The 21,332-nt window shown below is 28.2% G+C and carries 19 protein-coding genes; 3 read left to right on the top strand and 16 right to left on the bottom strand.

Annotation, left to right across the window (positions count from 1 at the left end):
• Window positions 1–10: 10 nt before the first annotated feature.
• The 4 genes from ptb to cdaA form a co-directional block, all read right to left on the bottom strand.
• The gene (ptb, locus tag ACQPVP_RS10815) at window positions 11–919 is read right to left on the bottom strand and encodes a phosphate butyryltransferase (RefSeq protein WP_430849828.1); all 909 of its coding nucleotides are present in this window, start codon (window positions 917–919) and stop codon (window positions 11–13) included.
• Between the two features lie 155 nt (window positions 920–1,074).
• Entirely contained in the window at window positions 1,075–2,676 is a 1,602-nt protein-coding gene (locus tag ACQPVP_RS10810) for an NAD(P)/FAD-dependent oxidoreductase (protein ID WP_430849826.1), read from the bottom strand.
• Window positions 2,677–2,829: 153 nt separating this feature from the next.
• Window positions 2,830–4,113 carry a CdaR family protein gene (locus tag ACQPVP_RS10805; protein WP_430849824.1) on the bottom strand — a complete coding sequence of 428 codons (1,284 nt, stop codon included), beginning with the start codon at window positions 4,111–4,113 and terminating at the stop codon, window positions 2,830–2,832.
• Window positions 4,086–4,943: a diadenylate cyclase CdaA gene (cdaA, locus tag ACQPVP_RS10800; RefSeq protein ID WP_430849822.1), complete on the bottom strand. Its 858-nt coding sequence runs from the start codon at window positions 4,941–4,943 to the stop codon at window positions 4,086–4,088. Before cdaA ends, ACQPVP_RS10805 begins: the two co-directional genes overlap by 28 nt.
• A 151-nt stretch (window positions 4,944–5,094) precedes the next feature.
• Here cdaA and ACQPVP_RS10795 point away from each other — a divergent pair, with 151 nt between their 5' ends.
• Together ACQPVP_RS10795 and ACQPVP_RS10790 are read left to right on the top strand one after the other, a co-directional pair.
• On the top strand, window positions 5,095–6,090 hold the full coding sequence (locus ACQPVP_RS10795) for a hypothetical protein (protein ID WP_430849820.1): 996 nt from the start codon (window positions 5,095–5,097) through the stop codon (window positions 6,088–6,090).
• A 63-nt stretch (window positions 6,091–6,153) separates the two neighbouring features.
• Window positions 6,154–6,717: a cell wall hydrolase gene (locus ACQPVP_RS10790; RefSeq protein WP_430849818.1), complete on the top strand. Its 564-nt coding sequence runs from the start codon at window positions 6,154–6,156 to the stop codon at window positions 6,715–6,717.
• A 113-nt stretch (window positions 6,718–6,830) separates the two neighbouring features.
• On the opposite strand, the gene iadA is transcribed toward ACQPVP_RS10790, so the two are convergent.
• From iadA to ACQPVP_RS10745, 9 genes are all read right to left on the bottom strand, one after another.
• Window positions 6,831–8,006 carry a beta-aspartyl-peptidase gene (gene iadA / locus ACQPVP_RS10785; RefSeq protein ID WP_430849816.1) on the bottom strand — a complete coding sequence of 392 codons (1,176 nt, stop codon included), beginning with the start codon at window positions 8,004–8,006 and terminating at the stop codon, window positions 6,831–6,833.
• A gap of 61 nt (window positions 8,007–8,067) precedes the next feature.
• On the bottom strand, window positions 8,068–8,592 hold the full coding sequence (locus ACQPVP_RS10780) for a chromate transporter (RefSeq protein WP_430849814.1): 525 nt from the start codon (window positions 8,590–8,592) through the stop codon (window positions 8,068–8,070).
• The gene (locus ACQPVP_RS10775; protein WP_430849812.1) at window positions 8,593–9,129 is read right to left on the bottom strand and encodes a chromate transporter; all 537 of its coding nucleotides are present in this window, start codon (window positions 9,127–9,129) and stop codon (window positions 8,593–8,595) included.
• A gap of 91 nt (window positions 9,130–9,220) precedes the next feature.
• Window positions 9,221–10,840, bottom strand: coding sequence for a phosphoenolpyruvate--protein phosphotransferase (ptsP, locus tag ACQPVP_RS10770; protein ID WP_430849810.1), 1,620 nt, complete (start codon window positions 10,838–10,840; stop codon window positions 9,221–9,223).
• Between the two features lie 322 nt (window positions 10,841–11,162).
• On the bottom strand, window positions 11,163–12,197 hold the full coding sequence (locus tag ACQPVP_RS10765) for a ribonucleotide-diphosphate reductase subunit beta (protein WP_430849808.1): 1,035 nt from the start codon (window positions 12,195–12,197) through the stop codon (window positions 11,163–11,165).
• Between the two features lie 44 nt (window positions 12,198–12,241).
• Window positions 12,242–14,470, bottom strand: coding sequence for a ribonucleoside-diphosphate reductase subunit alpha (locus tag ACQPVP_RS10760; protein WP_430849806.1), 2,229 nt, complete (start codon window positions 14,468–14,470; stop codon window positions 12,242–12,244).
• 215 nt (window positions 14,471–14,685) lie between these two features.
• Window positions 14,686–15,042, bottom strand: a complete 357-nt coding sequence (locus tag ACQPVP_RS10755; protein ID WP_430849804.1) for an arsenate reductase family protein — start codon at window positions 15,040–15,042, stop codon at window positions 14,686–14,688.
• A 51-nt stretch (window positions 15,043–15,093) separates the two neighbouring features.
• Complete coding sequence (locus ACQPVP_RS10750; protein WP_430849802.1) at window positions 15,094–16,869, bottom strand: sensor histidine kinase; 1,776 nt, start codon at window positions 16,867–16,869, stop codon at window positions 15,094–15,096.
• Window positions 16,853–17,548, bottom strand: a complete 696-nt coding sequence (locus tag ACQPVP_RS10745; RefSeq protein ID WP_430849800.1) for a response regulator transcription factor — start codon at window positions 17,546–17,548, stop codon at window positions 16,853–16,855. Before ACQPVP_RS10745 ends, ACQPVP_RS10750 begins: the two co-directional genes overlap by 17 nt.
• Window positions 17,549–17,730: 182 nt before the next feature.
• On the opposite strand from ACQPVP_RS10745, the gene ACQPVP_RS10740 reads away from it, so the two are divergent.
• Window positions 17,731–18,591, top strand: a complete 861-nt coding sequence (locus ACQPVP_RS10740) for a YitT family protein (RefSeq protein ID WP_430849798.1) — start codon at window positions 17,731–17,733, stop codon at window positions 18,589–18,591.
• A gap of 119 nt (window positions 18,592–18,710) precedes the next feature.
• On the opposite strand, the gene ACQPVP_RS10735 is transcribed toward ACQPVP_RS10740, so the two are convergent.
• The 3 genes from ACQPVP_RS10735 to cwlD form a co-directional block, all read right to left on the bottom strand.
• Window positions 18,711–19,271 (bottom strand): Fe-S-containing hydro-lyase, encoded by a 561-nt coding sequence (locus tag ACQPVP_RS10735; protein WP_430849796.1) that lies wholly within the window; start codon window positions 19,269–19,271, stop codon window positions 18,711–18,713.
• A 12-nt stretch (window positions 19,272–19,283) separates the two neighbouring features.
• On the bottom strand, window positions 19,284–20,126 hold the full coding sequence (locus tag ACQPVP_RS10730) for a fumarate hydratase (RefSeq protein WP_430849794.1): 843 nt from the start codon (window positions 20,124–20,126) through the stop codon (window positions 19,284–19,286).
• Window positions 20,127–20,486: 360 nt separating this feature from the next.
• Window positions 20,487–21,167 carry an N-acetylmuramoyl-L-alanine amidase CwlD gene (gene cwlD, locus ACQPVP_RS10725; protein ID WP_430849792.1) on the bottom strand — a complete coding sequence of 227 codons (681 nt, stop codon included), beginning with the start codon at window positions 21,165–21,167 and terminating at the stop codon, window positions 20,487–20,489.
• Window positions 21,168–21,332 lie beyond the last annotated feature (165 nt).

Genomic DNA, 21,332 nt, shown 5'->3' with positions numbered 1-21,332 from the left:
CCAATATATATTATTTCTTTGCATCTGCTACTAATGCAGCTAAAGCAATTGAATTAACCTTAGTTTCAAATTTATCTGCTCTTGAAGTTAAAATAACAGGTGCTGATGTACCAACTAAAAGTCCACCATTTTTTGTTTTAGCTGTATATGTTAAAGTCTTATACATAACATTTGCAGTCTCTATGTTTGGAAGTAAAATTATATCTGCCTTTCCTGCAACTTCTCCCGTTATTCCTTTATGATATGCTGCTTCTTCTGATAAAGCATTATCAAGGGCTAAAGGTCCATCTACAAGACAGCCTTTTATCTGTCCTCTATCATTCATTTTTGCTAGTAATGATGCATCAATAGTTGCTGGCATATCTGGATTTACAACCTCAACAGCACAAACAGCTGCTACCTTTGGAACTTCTATTCCACAAGCATGTGCTACATCTACTGAATTATTAAGGATTTGAACTTTAGCTTTTAAATCTGGATAAGTATTAAATGCTGCATCTGTTAATAGAATTAATCTATCAATTCCTTCTATCTCAAATACAGATACATGAGACATAAGTTTTCCTGTTCTTAATCCTACCTCTTTATTAAGTACACTTCTTAAAAAAGTAGCAGTATCTACTAAGCCTTTCATTACCATGTCAGCTTTTCCAGTTGAAACTAATCTTACAGCTTCTAACGAAGCTTTAGTAGTATTTACTTCATTAACTACTTCATACTCTGAAAGATCCATGCCTATCTTATCTGCTATTTTTTTAATTTTTACTTTATCCCCAACTAAGATGGCATCTGCAATACCTTTTTCTTTTGCTAACTTAATTGCTTCTAATACAGGTTCGTCTTGGGCAACTGCAACTGCAACTTTCTTATTAGAACAACTATTAGCTTTAAGTAATAGATCATCAAAATTTTTACTCATAATTACACCTCTGATACTCTAGTTGATTTTCTTCCCTCTACAATAACAAAAATTTGTTAAAAATATGTCATATTTTTATATGATTAACTCCTTTTCCTTTATATTGTAACAAAAAAAATTCTGAAAACAATAATTTTCAGAATTTTCCTTAATATTTATTTTATTGGCTTATATTCTCTTATTATTTTCTCTGCAACCTTAAGTCCATCAACGGCTGCCGAAATTATTCCTCCAGCAAAACCTGCACCTTCTCCTGCAGGAAATAATCCTTCTACAGAAATACTTTGTAAGTTTTCATTTCTATTTATTCTAACAGGTGCTGAAGTTCTTGTCTCTATACCTGTTAAAATTGAGTCATAGTCTCCATATCCCTTTATTTTTCTATCAAAATCCACAACAGCTTCCTTTAATGCCTCTATTACATAAGATGGTAAGCATTTTCTTAAATCTTCAAATATATATCCTGCTGTGTAACTAGGCTTAACCTTTCCAAGTTTTGTACTAACCTTATCTTGCATAAAGTCTCCTAGTAATTGAATCGGAGCCTTATAGCTTTCTCCGCCTAACTTATAAGCTAAATTTTCATAATGTCTTTGGAATTCCATTCCCCTTAATGGAGATGAACCTTCAAAGTCATCTGGTCCTACAGTAACTACTAATGCTGAATTTGCATTTTCTAAATCTCTTGCATGATAACTCATTCCATTAGATACTAATCTTTCATTTTCAGAAGCTGCTGCTACCACAACTCCACCTGGACACATACAGAAAGAATAAACAGCTCTTTTTAATTTCTCACTTTGATATGTTAATCTATATTCAGCTGCCTTTAGTCTTGGGTGGTTATACATCTCTCCATATTGACTCTTGTTTATTACCTCTTGTGGATGTTCTATTCTAACTCCTATAGCAAAAGCTTTTGGTTCCATAAATACACCAACTTTATGTAGCATTTCATATGTATCTCTTGAACTATGTCCTATTGCTAAAATTAAATTTTCGCATTGAATTTCTTTACCATTTACTATAATGGACTTTACTTTACTATCCTCTATTTTTATTTCTTCTAATTTAGAAGAAAATAAAACTTCTCCACCTAATTCTTTAATTCTTTCTCTTATGTTTTTAACTACTCCCTTTAAAAGATCTGTTCCAACATGAGGCTTTGCAATATAAGTTATTTCTTCTGGTGCCCCAGCCCTAACTAATTCCCTTAATACATAATCACATCTAGTATCCTTAATCCTAGTAGTTAATTTTCCATCTGAAAAAGCTCCAGCTCCACCTTCACCAAACTGAACATTGGATTCAGTATTTAATTCACCAGTCTTCCAGAACTTATCAACAGTAGCAGTTCTTTTATCCACATCTTCTCCACGCTCAATTACTAAAGGTTTATATCCCTTTTCTGCTAATAGCAATGCTGCAAAAATTCCAGCTGGCCCAAATCCAACTACTACAGGTCTATTTTTAAGTTCCTTATCACCAAATTCAATATCCGCATTATATGAAGGAGTTTCTAATTTTATATCTTTATCCTTAAGTTTCTTAACTAATTTTTCTTCATTTTTATGCTCAACTTCTACACAGTATATGTATTTAATATCATTTTTCTTTCTAGCATCTAAACTTTCTTTTATTATCTTAAAATTAATTATTTCTTCTTTAGGAGTTTTCAACTTCTTTGAAATCTTATTTATTAATAAGGTTTTATCATCATCTATACTTAAGGCGATATTATTAATTTTTATAGCCATTTTCTCTTCCCCTCTCTAAGGTAGTATTACTATATAAAAATATTTACAGTTTTTAATTTTATCATATATTAAGTAAAAAAAGTAGAATATATACTATATTACTTATGGTTTTATAAACCTTTGGCAACTTTATATATATTCTACATATAATAATTATTCTCCAGACCCTTGAGTATTGTCGCTATTATTATTGTTATTATTGCTTTCTTGTGATCCTTGCGCAATTTCTTTAGATACTGTAAGAGTAACATGTTCTACTGATTCTATGGATATGCTTTCACTTAGATTTTTCAATGTTACTTTTGGTTCAACATCAAAAGTTCCTTCTTCCTTATAGCTACTAATATCCAAAGAATTTATAATATTTTCTTCAGTAACATTTGATAATTCATCTTCAAAACCCTTTATCGTTACTTTGATATTTTCTTTATTGGGAAGTACTTTTATCCCATCAACAGATCCAGTAATATTTAATTTAACACTAATTTCCTTAGTTGTCATAGATATAACATTAACTCTTGCAGTTAACAACTCTTCTCCCTGAGCTACACTTACTCCGTTAGGTATTATAACACTAAGGTTTACATCTTGGTTTCCAGTTATACTTGAAAGGTCAATTGCAGTTGTCGATAACTCATTTATAGTATCTAATACCTCAGTAGGCCCAATAATTTCTACCGTTTTTCTACTACTTTCTATAGACTTTAATTTCATGGTGCTCGGTAATTCTCCAACGGTAGCTACATTTATCTTAACTGATTTTCCTTTACTAACATTTATTTCAACTTTTGCAGTTTCTACTGAAAGATTAACATCTGTTACCTCAGTTCCTGATTCATCTACTGGTACTATTGGATAGTTATCAACAATATCCTCATTAATATTTTCTTTACTATCCGTTACTACTAGTTTAGATACTTTATTTACCGCAGATTCTGCTCCTGTTACTTTGACTTCTTCTGGAGTTATAGTTGGTTCTGAAGCAAAATATCCTGACTTAGGAGTAACTTTAATATTAGATGTTATAGGCATAGTCTTTTCTACCATGTCTTCTATATTAATGCTTACAGTTAAGGTATTAGTGTTTCTTATACTAACTGTAATTGGATAATCAACTATTGAAACTGGTACTTTATTTTCTCCCTTTTTCCAAACATATTCACTTAAATCAACTTGAACCTTAAAGTCACTTTTTTTTATTTTATTAATATCATTAGTATTTCCTTCTACTTTTAATGTTACATAAAATTCTTGTCCAGGAGTTAAAGCTAATTTAGATGAAGTTAAAGCATCAGAATTAATTAATTCAACTGGTATCTTACTAATTTCAGTAGTTCTTATTTTATTCTCTACATTAGTAACATAAACCCACAAGCCTATAGATATTAAAAGGCATATTATAGGTACTACTATCTTGCTTTTTTCCTTTTTATCCATACCTTCACCTTCTCCCCAGCTGATTTAAATTTAACATTTTTCTTATCACTATGTTGTAGCATCTTAAGTAAAATAATTCTTAATTTCTCTTTATTATAATTCCTTGTTAATCTACCATTAATAGCTAAAGATATAACTCCTGTTTCCTCAGAAACTATAATAACTATAGCATCTGAGATTTCTGATAACCCTATAGCAGCTCTATGCCTTGTTCCTAACTTTTTATTTATATTATTATTATTCGTTAAAGGTAATACACAACCTGAAGCTAATATTCTATCATTTCTTATAATAGTTGCTCCATCGTGTAATGGTGTATTAACTACAAAGATATTTTCAAGTAAATTTGATGTTACATTTGCATCTAATATAGTACCTGAATTTAACACATCTCCAAGCCTAGTTACTTGCTCTATTACTATTAATGCTCCTGTTTTAGTCTCAGCCAAATTACATACTGCATTTACTATTTCATTTACAGTTATATTTCTTTTTTCAGCATCTTGAATAATGTGAATCTCTTCAAATGCGCTTCTCCCTATATGTTCTAAAGCTCTTCTTATTTCAGGTTGAAAAATAATCACTACTGATAGCAATCCTATAGTAAGAGTTTTATTTAATATAAAATTAAGCACCTCTAACTTTAATATATAGCTTATTGGTATAAGTATAATCATTAAAATAATACCTTTTAAAAGTTGCTCTGCTCTCGTTTCTTTTATTAATGAATATCCTTTATAAAAAATATATGCAACCACTAATATATCTAAAATTGATGAAACTGATATGTTTTTTATTGTGTTAATTAAAATTGTACTTATTTCTTGCATCTAAGGGTCCCCCCAACTACTTATATATTTTAATTATACACCAATTAATATTATCTTAGTATAAGACTTTATTTTTTTTGATTAATTTAATAATATTTTAAGAGTTTCTATAATATAAATTTATGTAAAGAGAATTAGGGGTGATTTATTTATGGATAAAAATTTTTTTACTTATGTTAAAGAGCATAAAAATATTGTTATTGCTTCTTTATTATTACTATTTATATTATCATTTTCTTTATTTTTCATGACATATAATTCAAAAGATAATAGAACAAAAAGATATTTAAAAAATCTAGCTGAAGAGTTAAATGATGTTAATTCAACTCTTACTAATGGAGTAAAAGACTTAACTATAGATACAAATAATACTAAAGAGATATTGTCTACAGGTATTGAAAGCCTAAATGAAATTCTTATATCTGTTTCAGAAGTTAATAGTGAATCTTCTGATGTCTCATCATTAAAGAAAAATTTAACTAATGCTTTAAACTCCACAATAAACTTGTATGACAATAGTCTTATAATTTTGTCTAATCCAGAGAATGTTAAAGATAATGATGAATTAAATAAATTCAACACTTTTAAAGAAAACTGTATCTTAGATTACTCAAAACTAGTAGATAATAATATAAAAATAAGTTTTTCAGATGACTCCTTAAAATTTATAGACAACTTCAACAACTATATGAATACATTAATTAAAATTAATAGAGATTCGGATTTTAAGAATAGTCAACAAAAAGATTTTATATATACACTTGAAAGTTTTAATGATGACATTACTTATTTGAATGAAGATTTAACTTTAGCAATCAATAAAATAAGAGAAGATAAGAGAGATTTTCAAGGTATTATAGATGATATATATAATAAAGAGGACACCTTTAATAATTTAAAGGATAAGTTGGCCTTCTTATCTATTCCAGAAGGTTGCATGGAAATATATGAATCCTTAAATGAATATTTAAATACTTATTCAGCTTATTTAAATACTATAAAAGAAGCTGTAATATATGAAAAGATATCCTCAAATGCAGATGACGCTTCTGAGCAAATTACTAAAAATTATAAGAATTCTACATCAAAAAGAAATGATGTCCTAAAGGCTTATGAATCTTATGAAAATAAATTAAAAAATTTCTAGTATTAAAATTTTCCTTTTGGTAATAATAATTTTGGATATCTATTATCCAAAAGGAGGTTGTTTATGAAATATTTAAAAACAATATTTATTTTATTAATAACTCTTTTATTTTCAGCAGAAATTAAAGTATTTGCTTATAGCGATACTATAGAAATGAGGAAGAAAAATTTAAATGATGAATTGAATACTATATTAATAAATATTCCAAAAGAAAAAGTTGTTGAAGTTTTTAACCACAATGACAACTTAATTTATTTAACCAAAGAAGATTTAGACCTAATGGCTAAAATAGTCTATGCTGAAAGTAAAGGTGAGCCCTACGAGGGTAAGGTTGCAGTTGCATCGGTTATTTTAAATAGAGTGTTGACCCCTGGATTTCCAAATAGCGTTAAGGAAGTTGTTTTTCAACCAAATGCATTTTCTTGCGTAAATAATGGTGAAATTAATGTTCTTCCTACTGAAGAATGTTATGATGCTGTTTATGATGCTATTGAAGGAAATGATCCTACTAATGAAGCTTTGTTCTTTTATAATCCTGATATAGCTACATGTGCTTGGATGCAGGATGTTGAAAAATCAGATAGTAAACTTATTGGGCAACATTTATTTTTTAAAACAAGTTACTAAAAAAGTACTTCTATATAATTTTATAGAAAGTAAGAAATGGCTGCCATAAAGACAGCCATTTCCATTTTCATGGTAATTTATATTAAAGACTTAAGCCAAGTAAATTTATACTTTTAGTCCTCAAAGGTTCCTTTCACAATAGCTTCTCCATTCTTAACCATAATCTTTCCCATAGCTATAACAGTATCTATTTGTAGATTATCCTCATTAACTAAAACTAAATCTGCATCTTTTCCAATTTCTATTGATCCCTTATTTTTTAACTTTAATACCTTCGCAACATTTGAAGTTATAACCTTAATTGCATCATCTATTGGAATATTATACGTAGTGATACACTCTTTAACCTCTCCATATAAACTTGCTACTGAACAAATACCTACTTTTATTAATCTTCCCTTCTCATCAAATGTTGGCATACTTCCATTCCCATCAGATGAAAATGTAACATTTTTAGTATTGGAGTTATTTTTTATTAAAATGCTTAATGCTTCGCTAGCTCTTAATTCTCCTGGTGCTAATAGCTCTACTGGTGTACTTGTAGTAAAATCTATATATCCACCTTTATTAATATACTCTTCTCCTGATTTAAATAAATCTCCATTTCTATTTATATGAGTTGGAAGAATTTGAGTTATAGGAATCTCTGTTTCATCTGCTAATCTAAATAAATAGCCTAACTTTCTAGTTCCATCTCCTAGATGAATATTAACTATTCCTGATTTTCCTGATAATAATCCACCTACTCTAGATTGAGCTATTGCTTGAATTAACTCATCATATGTTGCTTGAGAACTTCTAGTATCTGAGATTGCTATTTCTCCAATACCGATAATCTTATCTATTAACATAATATCCTTTTTAATACTATCTGTTAAAGTTTTTACTGGTATTTCATAAGACCCAGTATAACAATATGTAGTTATTCCCTCTTCTTCTAAGGCTTTAGCTTTTGCTATTAAGCTTGCCATATCTCTACAAACTCCATCAGTTCCTATACATCCAACTACTGTTGTAATTCCCGCCTTAGTTATATCTGATAATTTAATTTCAGGTGTTCTCATATTGAAGCCACCTTCACCACCAGCTCCATTAATATGAACATGATTATCTATAAATCCCGGAAATAATAGCTTTTCTTCACCGTTTATAACCTCGATGTTAATAAAATTTTCTGGTATATCTAAATTATCATATATTCCTTCAATTTTATTAGATGATATAACAACATCCTTAACTCCTAAATACTCTGGAGCATAAACCTTTACTTTTTTAATTATCTTTATCATGTAATCCTCCTATGAATTTATAATTTCTTATCCTACATTATCCTTATAAATTTAATTAATATCAACCATAAAATACTACTCCTATAATTGTAGCTATCACTATTACTAATATGGGATGTACTTTTTTGCTTAATAGTACTAATCCAATAATTCCAGCTATTATTAAGCTTTTTATATCTAAATATGACTCTTTAGCTAAATCTAAAAAAGCTTTAATTATTAATGCAATTAATACTGGTCTCATACCCATTAGAGCTGCTTTTATTACAGTTGATTCTTTAAATTTTTCTAGCATCTTGCTTATTATAGAAACTAATACAAAGGATGTAAATATAACTCCTAATGTTGCCATAATGCTTCCAAGTACTCCTGAAAGCTTATACCCTACAAAAGTAGCTGAATTTATGGCAATAGGCCCTGGTGTCATTTGTGATACACCTATAATATCCATAAACTCACTTATACTAATCCAATTATTATTATCAACTATTTCCTTTTGTATAAATGGTAGCATTGCGTATCCACCACCAAAGCTAAATGTTCCAATTTTAAGAAATGCTAAAAATAGTTTAATTAATAAATACAACTACTCCACCTTCTTTCTTAAAAATATAACTCCATATATGGCAGACACTATTATTACTATTACTGGATGAATATCAAAAAGTACTAAAGCTATGAGAGCTACTATAATAGTTAATATTGTTCTAATATTTTTTTCTAATCCCTTACTTAAGCTAATAGCACCAACTAAAACTAATAATGGAACTGCTGCATTTATACCCATAAAACCTGCATTAACATAATAATTATTTCTGAATTTCATAAAGAAAGCTGCAATTAAAAGTATAATTAAAAAAGATGGTAAAATCACTGCTAATAATGCCATGATAGCTCCAAGAAATCCTGATATTTTATATCCTAAAAATATTGAACAATTTACTGCTAAAGCTCCTGGAAGACTTTGAGAAACTACTAATATATCCATAAACTCGTCTTTATTTATCCACTTTTTATTATTAACTACTTCTTCCTCAATTAAAGGAATCATAGCATAACCTCCTCCAAAGGTAAAAGCTCCTATTTTAAAAAAGCAAATAAACATTTCTATAATTTTTTTCATTCCTTCACCACCTTAATAATTATATTTAATATAATTTTATCTATAAAATAAAAAAGCCGCATTTATAGTATGCGACTTTTTAAAAATTTAATTATTCTTGTTCTAATATTATTTTCTTAGCTGTTAATATTGATGTAGCACTCATTGAGAATTCATCTAAACCATATTCAACTAATGTTGGGATAGCAGTTTCATCTCCTGCCATTTCTCCACACATTCCAACCCACTTACCATGTTTGTGAGCTCCATCTATAGTCATCTTTATTAATCTTAATACAGCTGGATGCATTGGGTTGTAAAGGTATGATACCTTTTCACTCATTCTGTCAGCAGCTAATGTATATTGGATTAAGTCATTAGTTCCAATTGAGAAGAAGTCTACATGCTTAGCTAACTCATCAGCGTATACAGCAGCAGCAGGTATTTCTACCATTATACCCCATTGGATTTTTTCTGAGTATTCTTTTCCTTCTGCTCTTAATTCAGCTTTACATTCTTCAACAAATTCTTTTGCAGCTTGGAATTCTTCTAAGCCTGAAATCATTGGGAACATAACTGCAAGATTTCCATATACAGAAGCTCTAAGTAATGCTCTGATTTGAACCTTGAATATATCTTTTCTATCTAAACATAATCTGATTGCTCTATAACCTAAGAATGGGTTCATTTCTTGTGGTAATGGTAAGTATGGAAGTGTTTTATCTCCACCGATATCAAGTGTTCTTATAACAACTTGCTTTCCATCCATTATTTCAAGAACCTTCTTATATGCTTCGAATTGTTCTTCTTCTGTTGGAGCTGAGTCTCTATCCATATATAAGAATTCAGTTCTGAATAATCCAACACCGTCTCCACCATTTGCAACTACTGCTTCAGCATCAGCAGGTGATCCTATATTTCCACAAACTTCAACTCTTCTTCCTGATTTAGTAACTGTCTTAACAGTTATTAATTTCTTTAACTCTTCTTGTTCTGCTAAGAACTTTTCTCTCTTTGCAGTATATTCATCGATAACTGATTGATCTGGGTTTATTATACATATACCTTCGATACCATCAACTATAACCATATCTCCATTTTTAACTGAAGTAGTTATATCCTTTAATCCAACTATTGCAGGAATTTCTAATGTTCTAGCCATGATAGCTGAGTGAGAAGTTCTTCCTCCAATGTTAGTTAAGAAACCAACTACCTTACTTCTATCTAATTGAGCTGTATCTGATGGAGTTAAGTCGTGTGCAACAACTACTGTGTTTGCTTCTGTTATAGCAAAAGCATCTCCACCTTTTCCTGCTAGATTAGAGATTATTCTCTTTGAAACGTCCTTTATATCAGCAGCTCTTTCTTTCATATATTCATCTTCCATTGAATCGAAGATCATTACAAAAGTATTAGTAACACTTTCAACTGCCTTCATTGCATTTATGCTATTTGATTCTATTTCTAGTAACATTCCACCAGTGAATTCTGGATCATCTAATAAAGTAAGATGAGCTTCGAAAACTTGAGCTTCATGTTCTCCAATTTCTTCTAAAGCCTTATCTCTTATTTTGCTTAATTGAGATTTTGATTGATCTAAAGCTTTTCTTAGAACTTCCTTTTCAGCTTCTACGTCAGAAACCTTTGCATCTGTTATAACTATCTCTTCATGTTCTTGTAAAAATACTTTTCCTATTGCATATCCTTTAGATGCGGCTATACCTTTTTTCATTGTTGAGATTCCTCCTTAAATAATAGCTATAAATTCAAAAAATATATGAATTTTATAGAACGTACTAATCTATTTTTATAAATTACAACTACTATGTATTATAACATATTTTTTCTTTATGTTAATAAGAATACACGCAATTTTTATTATTTTCTATCTTTAATTTTATTTTTCATTTATTTTATCTATATTATTACTATATAAGCATATTTTATCTAAAAATTTTCCCTAATATTTCAATTAAAATAAAATTTAATCATAAAAAGAAGGTATCCTAAACTAAAATATTAGTTTTTAGATATCCTTCTTTTTCATTACTACATTATAAATCATCTACTAGAGCTCCAGCTTTTGCATATGCAGTTGATTTTGCTTCAAAGAAATCTGTTTTAACTGCATTCGCATCTGCTAATATATCTACCCAATCTGCTGGATTTTTGCTATGTCCTTCATATATTTCATCAAAGCCTATAGCTTTCATTCTTATGTTACCTAAATACTTAATATAATTGCTTATTAATTGCTTATTAATTCCTTGGATATTATCTCCAATTACATAATGCCCCCAAGAAATTTCATGCTCCACTGCTGTTTTCATCATTTCTTTTAATTCATCTTTTAACTCTTCAGTGAAAATTTCTGATTCTTCTAATTGTAATTCTTTTAATATGTTTCTAAATAACCATAAATGAGTATTTTCGTCTCTATTTATATATCTAATTTCTTGAGCTGAACCTGGCATTTTTCCATTTCTCTCAAGATTATAGAAGAACATAAATCCTGAATAGAAATAAATTCCTTCCAGTATATAGTTTGCCATTACAGTCTTAACTAAGTTTTTTTCTGTTGGTGCTTCTAAAAAATTATTATAAAGCTCTCCTATAAATTTATTTCTTTCCAATAATATTTTATCGTCTTTCCATTGATACAATATTTCATTTCTCTTTTCTGGAGAACAAATTGTATCTAGCATATAACTATAACTTTGTGAGTGAACTGCTTCTTGAAAAGCTTGAATAGTTAAACATAAATTTACTTCACTAGCTGTTATATAACTATTTATATTTGATAAATTTGCAGTTTGGATTGAATCTAAAAATATTAAGAACGAAAGAATTTTATCATAGGCCGTTCTTTCTTCTTGTGTTAATTTATTATAGTCTTTAAGGTCTTGGGCAAGATTTATTTCTTCTGGTATCCAGAAATTATTCATAGCTTGCCTATACCAATCAGCTACCCATTTATATTTCATATTATTAAAATCATTTAAATTTGTTGTATTTCCATTTATCATCCTCTTTTTTGATGTTTCTATATCTCCTAATTCATTAAAAAGAGGTTTCTTATTAATAACCATGCTTTTCCTCCCAGATGAAGCTTTATATTTTTAATATTTAATAATTATGCTGAACAACTTTCACAATCAGCAACTGATAATGATTTTGATCTTACATAGTAAATTGATTTTACCCCTACCTTACATGCTTCTATATATAAATTCATAATTTGTCTCATAGTATAATCTGTAGTTATATATAAATTAAAAGATTGACCTTGATCTATATGTCTTTGTCTTATTCCATTAATTTGTATACACCACTTTTGATCTATATTATAAGCTGAATTATAGTACCAATAATTTTCTTCATTTAAGTTAGGTGCTGTTTTTGGAATTATACTTCCCTTCTTTTCTTCAAGCCAGAATCTTGCCATTACTGGATCTACTCCTTCTGATGTTCCAGCAATGGTTGCTGTAGATCCATTTGGTGCTACTGCAAATAAATATCCATTTCTAAGTCCATAAGTTCCTACTTCTTCTCTTAACTTATTCCACTTATCTGAATTATAATTTCTAAGTTTGAAATACTCACCAGTTTGCCAATCTGATCCTTCAAAGCAAGAATATTTTCCTTTTTCTTTTGCAATATTCATACTTGCTTTTATGGCATGATAATTTATTCTTTCATAAACATCATCTGCAAATTCTTTATGTTCATCTGCTGTCCAATGAATTAAATTATTTGCTAGCATATGATGATATCCACTAGTTCCAAGACCTATTGATCTATATTTCTTATTTGTTACTTCTGCAAATGGCACTGAATAGTAGTTTAAGTCTATTACATTATCCATAGCTCTTATTTGTGTTTCAACTACATATCCAAGTTCCTCATCATCCTTAACTTCTACATTTCCTAAAACTACTGATGATAAATTACAAACTACAAAATCTCCTGGCTTAGTCTTTTCAATTACTACGATATCTCCATTTTCATCAACAATCTCTGATTTTTGAATATCCATAGAACTCATATTTTGCATAATTTCTGTGCAAAGGTTCGATGAGTATATTATTCCCTTATGTTTATTAGGATTCATCTTATTTACTGTATCTCTATAAAAAGCAAATGGTGTTCCTGTTTCTGCAGCACTTTTTATTATTAGTCTAACTATCTCCTTAACTGGCATAACTCTTTTACTTATATTTTCATCTTCAACACATTCATAATATCTTCTTTCCCACTCTTCTCCATAGAAATCTTCTAATGAATAGCCCTTTGCTAATCTAATTTCATGTGGGCACATCATATACCAATTAGCATCTATATTTGTTTCTGCTAACTTCCAGAATAAATCTGGATAACATATTCCAGGAAAAACATCATGGGCTTTCTTTCTATCATCACCATTATTAGTTCTTAATTGTAAAAATTCAGGTATGTCTTTATGCCAAGCATCTAGCCATATTGCTACAGAGCCATTTCTAACACCTAATTGATCAACTGCAATTGCTGTGTCATTAAATAACTTAATCCAAGGTATTACTCCTCCTGAAGCACCTTTAAAGCCTCTTATAGGAGATTCTAATGCTCTAACCTTACCAATATATATTCCCATTCCTCCACCAAATTTTGATACTTCTGCAAAGTTATCTAGAGATTTATATATTCCTTTTAAACTATCATCTACTGCATCTATAAAGCATGAACTTAATTGATAAAATGGCTTTCTTGCATTTGACATAGTTGGTGTTGCCATGGTTGCTTTTAGAGAACTTAATACATCATAAAATCTCTTAGCCCAATCTACCCTATTTTCTTTCTTTTCTGGAATAGCAAGATGCATGGCTATTCCCATAAACATCTGCTGCGGTAATTCTAATCTACTTCTGTCATAATCTTGAATTAGATATCTCTTTGCTAAAAGATTAATCCCGCTATAAGTAAATAAAAAGTCTCTTTCAGACTTAATTTCCTTTTCTAGCTCTAAGATATCTTCCCTAGTATAATTTTCTAATATATATTTTCCATACAGGCCTTTATTAGTTAGTTCCTCTATAAAACCGTACAAATTTCCATATAGTTTATCATCTGAAGTTAACTTTCTATTTTTTCTTACTTCATCATATAGTTTATATACATAAAGTCTTTCAGCAACTTTTTGCCAATTTGGCTCCATATCTGTAGTTAATTCCAATGAAACTTGTATTAGTGAATCTCTTACTTCATCCTTACTCATATTAGGTCTTATTATATGATTTAACGCTTCTAAAAGCTTTTCTGCCGTATAAACTTCCTCTTCATTATCTAAACTAATTAAAGAGTTCTTACAAATATCTAATAAATCCATAGCTTTCCCCTTCCACTATATATAGTATATCTTCTCTCCTTTGTTGTAAAAATATACAACATATAGATACATTATAGTTTCATTTTTCCTTCATGTAAAATTGGAGATTCTAAAAAATATACTAAAAAAATGGAGATATCTTTTAATATCTCCCTTTCTCATTCATTGCCGATAATATCAATTATTTATTAAGACCTAATACTTTAAAATAAATATTATTTTAATTTTTCAGTCCACTCTTCTTCCTTAAATCCTACTAATACTGTATCATCTTTAACTATTATAGGTCTCTTAACTAACATTCCATTAGTAGATAGTATATCTAAAAGTTCATCTTCAGGCAAAGTTTTAACCTTATCTTTTAACTGCATTTCTCTATAAAGTACTCCTGAAGTATTAAAGAATTTATTTATTGGTAATCCACTTTTTTCAAGCCAAGCTTTTAACTCATCCTTTGTTGGATTTTCTTCTGCTATATGCCTATCTATAAATTCAATATTATTTTCTTCTAAATACTTCTTTGCTCTTCTACAAGTAGTGCACTTTGGGTATTCAACAAATAAAACTGACATAATATCACTCCTTAATTATAATTATTTTTTAACTATATTTATTATAACATATTATTTGTTAGGTATAATCAGATATATTTTAAACATATCTCCTTCTACTTCAATTTTTATACTTCCACTATGGAGCTCTATTATGCTCTTTGTTATTGCAAGCCCCATTCCTGAACCCTCTACAGCTGAATTTCTAGACTTATCTGCCCTAGTAAATCTTTCAAAAATATCTTCTGTATTAAAATCCATTTCATAATTTGAAATATTTTTAAAAGATATCTCCACTGAATTTTCTCCAGAATTTATATCAATATACACTCTAGTATTATTTAATGAATACTTCAACGCGTTAACAATTAAGTTCTCAAAAACTCTAGACATTAATTTACCGTCTAAATCTAAGATAATTTCATCTTCATTTGAACTAACCTTAAATTCTATATTTTTCTCTTCATATAGATTTGAATATTCACCAATTCCTTGATAAACTAATGAAACTATGTCTAATTTTTCTTTTTCTATCTTCATCTTCCCACTATTTAATTTTGACGCTTCAAATAAGTCTTCAATTAAGCTTTTTAACCTTTTTGAATTTCTATCTAAAATCATTAAATAATCTTTTCTTTCCTCTTCTGTTATATTAGGTTCATTTAATATATTCACATAATTAATAATTGAAGTTAATGGGGTTTTTAAATCATGTGAAACATTAGAAATTAACTCTGTTTTCAACTTTTCATTTCTAATTTGTTCATTTAAAGCTATTTTATATCCTTCTTTAATTTTATTTATATTATTTACTAAATCCTTAACTTCTCTTTCTCCTATATCCCCTAAGGTATATTCTAAATCTCCAGAATTAATTTTCTTTAATCCATCATTAATTATAGATACATCTAAACTTTTTTTAAGTGAATATATAACACAAACTAATGGTATTAAAACTAATATTAGTGTCCCTTTAAAAGGATATCTTGTTAAAAAAGTTACTAATAAATTTTGATTTCTTATTCCTGCAACTAGATATAAATATATTACAATTACAGCTATAGCTCCGCTTATTGAAAAAATTATCTTGTTTCTTGTATTTCTATACTTATATCCATACCTTATAACAAATATCAATCTTTTTAATACTTTAATTTCTAAATGAATATTATTCCTATTAAATATTGAATTAAATATAACTTTTACTAAAAGTACTAAAGTAATTATAGTTACAATTATCATAAATCTTGCTATTAATAACTCTGTTCTTATTAGATTTGAATAAGCTGCTGGATTTTTATAATATATTTCAATATATTTGTCTATGCCTTTCATATTTACCTTATCCGACATACTCATAACATAGTAATTATACTTATCCTTATTATCTAATCTAACTGAGGATAGGCCAATTTCCTTTAAATATAAATTTATATTATCCTCCAATAGAGGAACATTATTATCATATTGTTGTACTGAATTATATAAATTTATATCATTTGTTGTAAAGTCTCCAGTTTCTTTATTTATTAACACGTAGAAAACTTCATCATAGTAATATATATTATCTGATAAGTGTTCATTTTCATATTGTATCGCACTTATATCTTCTAAGTTATTACTATTTGAGTATATGTATTTAGATATATTTTTACTCTCGTAATATATCATTGATTCAACATATTTTTCTTTATTTATTAAAACATCAAAAGTTCCTGCACCTATTTTTGCAGAACTATCGTTAAAGGCTTGATAATATCCTGTGGCTAGTAAAAATAATAATATTCCTAATATTAATATTTCTATTCCCCAAACACCTGTTAAATAATTTTTAATTTTCTCTCTCAATTTTATACCCAACCCCCCATACTACTTTTATATATTCTGGGTCCTTTGTATTAATTTCAATTTTTTCTCTAATTCTTCTTATATGGACAGTTACAGTATTTTCGCTTCTATAAAAAGGCTCTTCCCATACTTTTTCATATATTTCCTTTATGGAGAAAACTCTTCCTAAATTTGACGCTAAAAGTTGAAGTATTTTAAACTCTGTAGCTGTAACCTTGATTTCTTCTCCTCTTAAAAATACTGTCTTTTCTTTGTTATTTATAATCAAATCTTTAACTCCTATTATATCTGGACTATCCCCTTCTAATTCTAAAGGATTTTGATATCTTCTTAATTGCGATTTGACCCTTGCAACTAACTCTAAATGATTGAATGGCTTAGCTATATAGTCATCAGCTCCAACATTTAATCCTAATATTTTATCACTATCTTCACCTTTAGCCGATAACATAATTATTGGTAAATTTCTTTTTTCTCTAATTTTTAAACAAGTTTTAATACCATCCATTCTTGGCATCATTATATCTAAAACTATTAAATGTACCTTTTCTTTATCTAAAACTTCTAAGGCTTCTATACCATCCTTTGCCTTATAAACTTTCATGCCCTCTCCTCTTAAATATATGTCAATGGCATCTCTAATTTCTTTTTCGTCGTCAACAACTAAAACATTAAACATATTATAAAACACCCCTTGAATTATTCTATCTTATAAATATAATATCTTATATTGCAGTATTTTACTAATTATAAAAATTACATTTTTATTAAAATACTAAATTGGATAAATTATATTAACATATCTACATATTTAATATATAATTTTTGTTGTAGATTTACTTAAATTTTAAGGAGTTAAAGATGTTTAACAAGTTTTCAATCAAAAAACACATGATTTTAGATTTTATTCTAATCTTTGCTGGATGTATAATTGCTTCTCTTGGAGTTAACTTATTCCTAGTTAATGCGCAATTGTTAAGTGGTGGTGCAACTGGTGTAGCACTTATTCTTCAATATTTATATAATATACCTTCTGGTATAACAGTATTTTTAATTAATATTCCTTTATTTTTTGTTAGCTATAAAATGCTAAATAAAAAATTTACTCTATACTCAGCAGTAGGAATGATATCTTTATCAATATCGTTAATGATAACAAAACCCTTATCTAGCTTAGTGAGAGTCGATGATATATTACTTTATTGTATTTATGGTGGATTTTTATCTGGACTTGGCTATGGATTAGTGTTTTTAAGAAATGGATCAACTGGTGGTACAGATATTATAACTATGGTAGTTAGAAAAAAATATTCTAATTTTGAAATTGGTAAACTTAGCTTTGGTTTAAATTGTATTATCGTTTTTATAGGTGCATTGATCTTTGGACTTCCTAAAGCTTTATATACATTAATATCAATGTTCGTTCAAGGAATTGTAGTTGATAAGGTTATTAATGGATTTAACAGCAAGAAACTTTTACTAATTTTAACTGAAAAAGAAGAAGAAATAATCAAATACGTTATTAAAGATATGAATAGAGGAGTTACCTCTCTTGTAGCTGAAGGAGAATATACTCACGAATTAAAGAAAATGCTGTACATAGCCGTAACATCCTCTCAGATGGTTCACTTAAAAAATAAAATTTTAAGAATAGATCCAAAAGCCTTTATTACAATAATAGATGTTTCTGAAGTTAACGGAAAAGGTTTCTACAAAATTTAATTATATAACTAATCTATAGACATATTATACTCACTCTCAATCGTCTTTATTAAAGTCTATTTTAGTATTAATATGTCTATAGATCTTATAATTATATTTTATTTTCCATTTATTATTTTTTAATTCTTAGCTGTTCTAAGATATTCCTCTTGTCCTAATTTATATAAATTATTACCTTCTGTATCTATAATAACTATTAATGGCATATCTTTAACTTCCATCTTTCTAATTGCTTCTGCTCCTAAATCTTCGTAGGCAATGATTTCTGATGCAACTATCCTTTTAGATATTAAAGCTGCTGCTCCACCAATTGCTCCTAAATAAATAGCTTTATTTTTTATTATCGAATTCAATACCTCCTCATTTCTAGCGCCCTTACCTATCATAGCTTTTAATCCTAAATCTAAGAGTCTTGGAGAATAATCATCCATTCTATAACTCGTTGTAGGGCCTGCTGATCCGATAACTTGTCCTTCTTTTGCAGGAGTTGGTCCAACATAATATATAGCTTCATCCTTAATATTAATAGGAAGTTCTTTTCCTTCATCTAATAACCCTATTAATCTTTTATGAGCCGCATCCCTAGCAGAATATATAGTTCCTGATAATAGTATTCTATCACCAGCCTTTAATTTTTTTATTTTTTCATATGTTAATGGTGTATTTATCATTATGTCCATAATTTTCCTCCCCTATAAAATTACTTCCTTATGTCTAGTTGCATGACAGCTTATATTTACTGCAACTGGTAATCCTGCTATATGAGTTGGATATGTTTCTATATTGATTCCTAAAGCAGTTGTCTTTCCCCCAAAGCCTTGTGGTCCAATTCCCAATTTGTTAATTTTTTCTAATAACTCATCTTCTAAATCACTATAAAACTTATTTTCATTTTTACTATCTATAGACCTTATTAAAGCTTTTTTAGATAAATATGCTGCCTTTTCAAAGGTACCCCCAATACCAACACCAACTATCATAGGTGGACATGGATTAGGTCCAGCATCCCTTACAACTTTTATAATGAATTCCTTTATGCCATCTATTCCATCTGTTGGTTTTAACATTTTTATTTGGCTCATATTTTCAGATCCAAATCCCTTTGGTGCTACTGTAATTTTAAGTTTATCTCCAGTTACTATTTTATAATGAATAACAGCTGGTGTATTATCATTTGTATTAATTCTATCTATAGGATCTTTAACTACTGATTTTCTTAAATATCCATTATTGTATCCTCTTCTAACTCCCTCATTTATAGCCTCTTCAAGACTACCTCCAATTATATGAACTTCTTGTCCAATCTCTACAAATATACAAGTCATACCTGTATCCTGACAAATTGGCATACTCTCACTTTTAGCTATCTCAGCATTTACTATTATCTTATCTAATATATCTCCTGCTAAATTCCAAGTTTCATTTTTCTTAGCTTTATCTAAAGCATTAAATACATCATTAGATAAATTATAATTTGCTTCAATACATAATTTTTCAATAACCTCTTGAACTTTCTCAATATGAATTTCTCTCATTTGCCTACTCCTTTTACTAAAAATAACTATAAATATTTTATCATATTTTGATCTTACATTTATTATATTTTAGTAAATACTTCTAATTAGGAGCTGTTATGAATAATAAACTATCTAAATATGCAACTTACTTTGTATACATTTTAATAGTTCTACTTTTGACAACTATATTCTACAACTTATTTTATTTAATTCTATCTTCTTTTAATTCAGTCCCTAATAATAGCTTAAAAATATAAAATAAAACAATGAGCTATATAAAAATTCATAAATTTTCTTATAACTCATTGTTTATGTAAATTTATATATTATTTTATTATTACATAGTGATTTTTGATGTATTTCCCCGGAAATTATTTGTTAATTAGTCTTTATATCCTCAAAATATCTTTCTATTCCCAAGTAAATGCCTTCAACTAATAAATTTTGATGTTCTTCCGTTTGTAGCTTTTTTTCCTCTTCCATATTTGATAAAAAACCACATTCTACTAATACCGAAGCTCCTTTGTAGTCATCTCTTAATATTAAATAGGCATCTCCTGCTGGTTTTGAAACTCTTTTATTATTATCTTTAACTATCTCTTTTACAGCCTCTTGGATATTATTCGCTAATTTTTTGCTTATTTCATTAGATCCATGCCATACTTGTGCACCATAACATTTTTCTTGAGGAAACATATTTTGATGAATAGATACAAAAACATCACAATTTACTTCTTTTTTCATATTTCTTCTCTTTTTTAAATCTTCTCTTTTCTTTTCTTTAATGGTAGAACCACTATTACCCAAAGCTTCATCATTTTCTCTTGTTAAATAAACTTTATATCCTTTAGCTTCTAAAACTTCCTTGAGTTTCAAACTTATTTGTAAATTTAAATCCTTTTCTATCGTTCCATTTTTAGATTTGGCACCACCGTCAAAACCTCCATGTCCAGGATCTATAAGGATAATTTTCTCTTCACCTACAGCCATGGTCTTTATAGGCATAAAAATAATAGTAAATACTATTATCAATAAGGATGCTAATTTTATTTTCTTCATTGATATTCCTCCATATTTTATTAATACTTATAAAAATATTATGTCCATTTTATCGATTTATTTACTATTATTTTTATTATAATTTTTATGATCAAAATATATATTCCAATACAAAAATAAATATGCTACTTAATAATCAATTAATGTTATTAAGTAGCATCTTAT

It is taken from the genome of Clostridium nigeriense, assembly GCF_050585265.1.
GTDB lineage: Bacteria > Bacillota > Clostridia > Clostridiales > Clostridiaceae > Clostridium > Clostridium nigeriense_B.
This window is presented reverse-complemented; position numbering and strand designations above follow the sequence as displayed.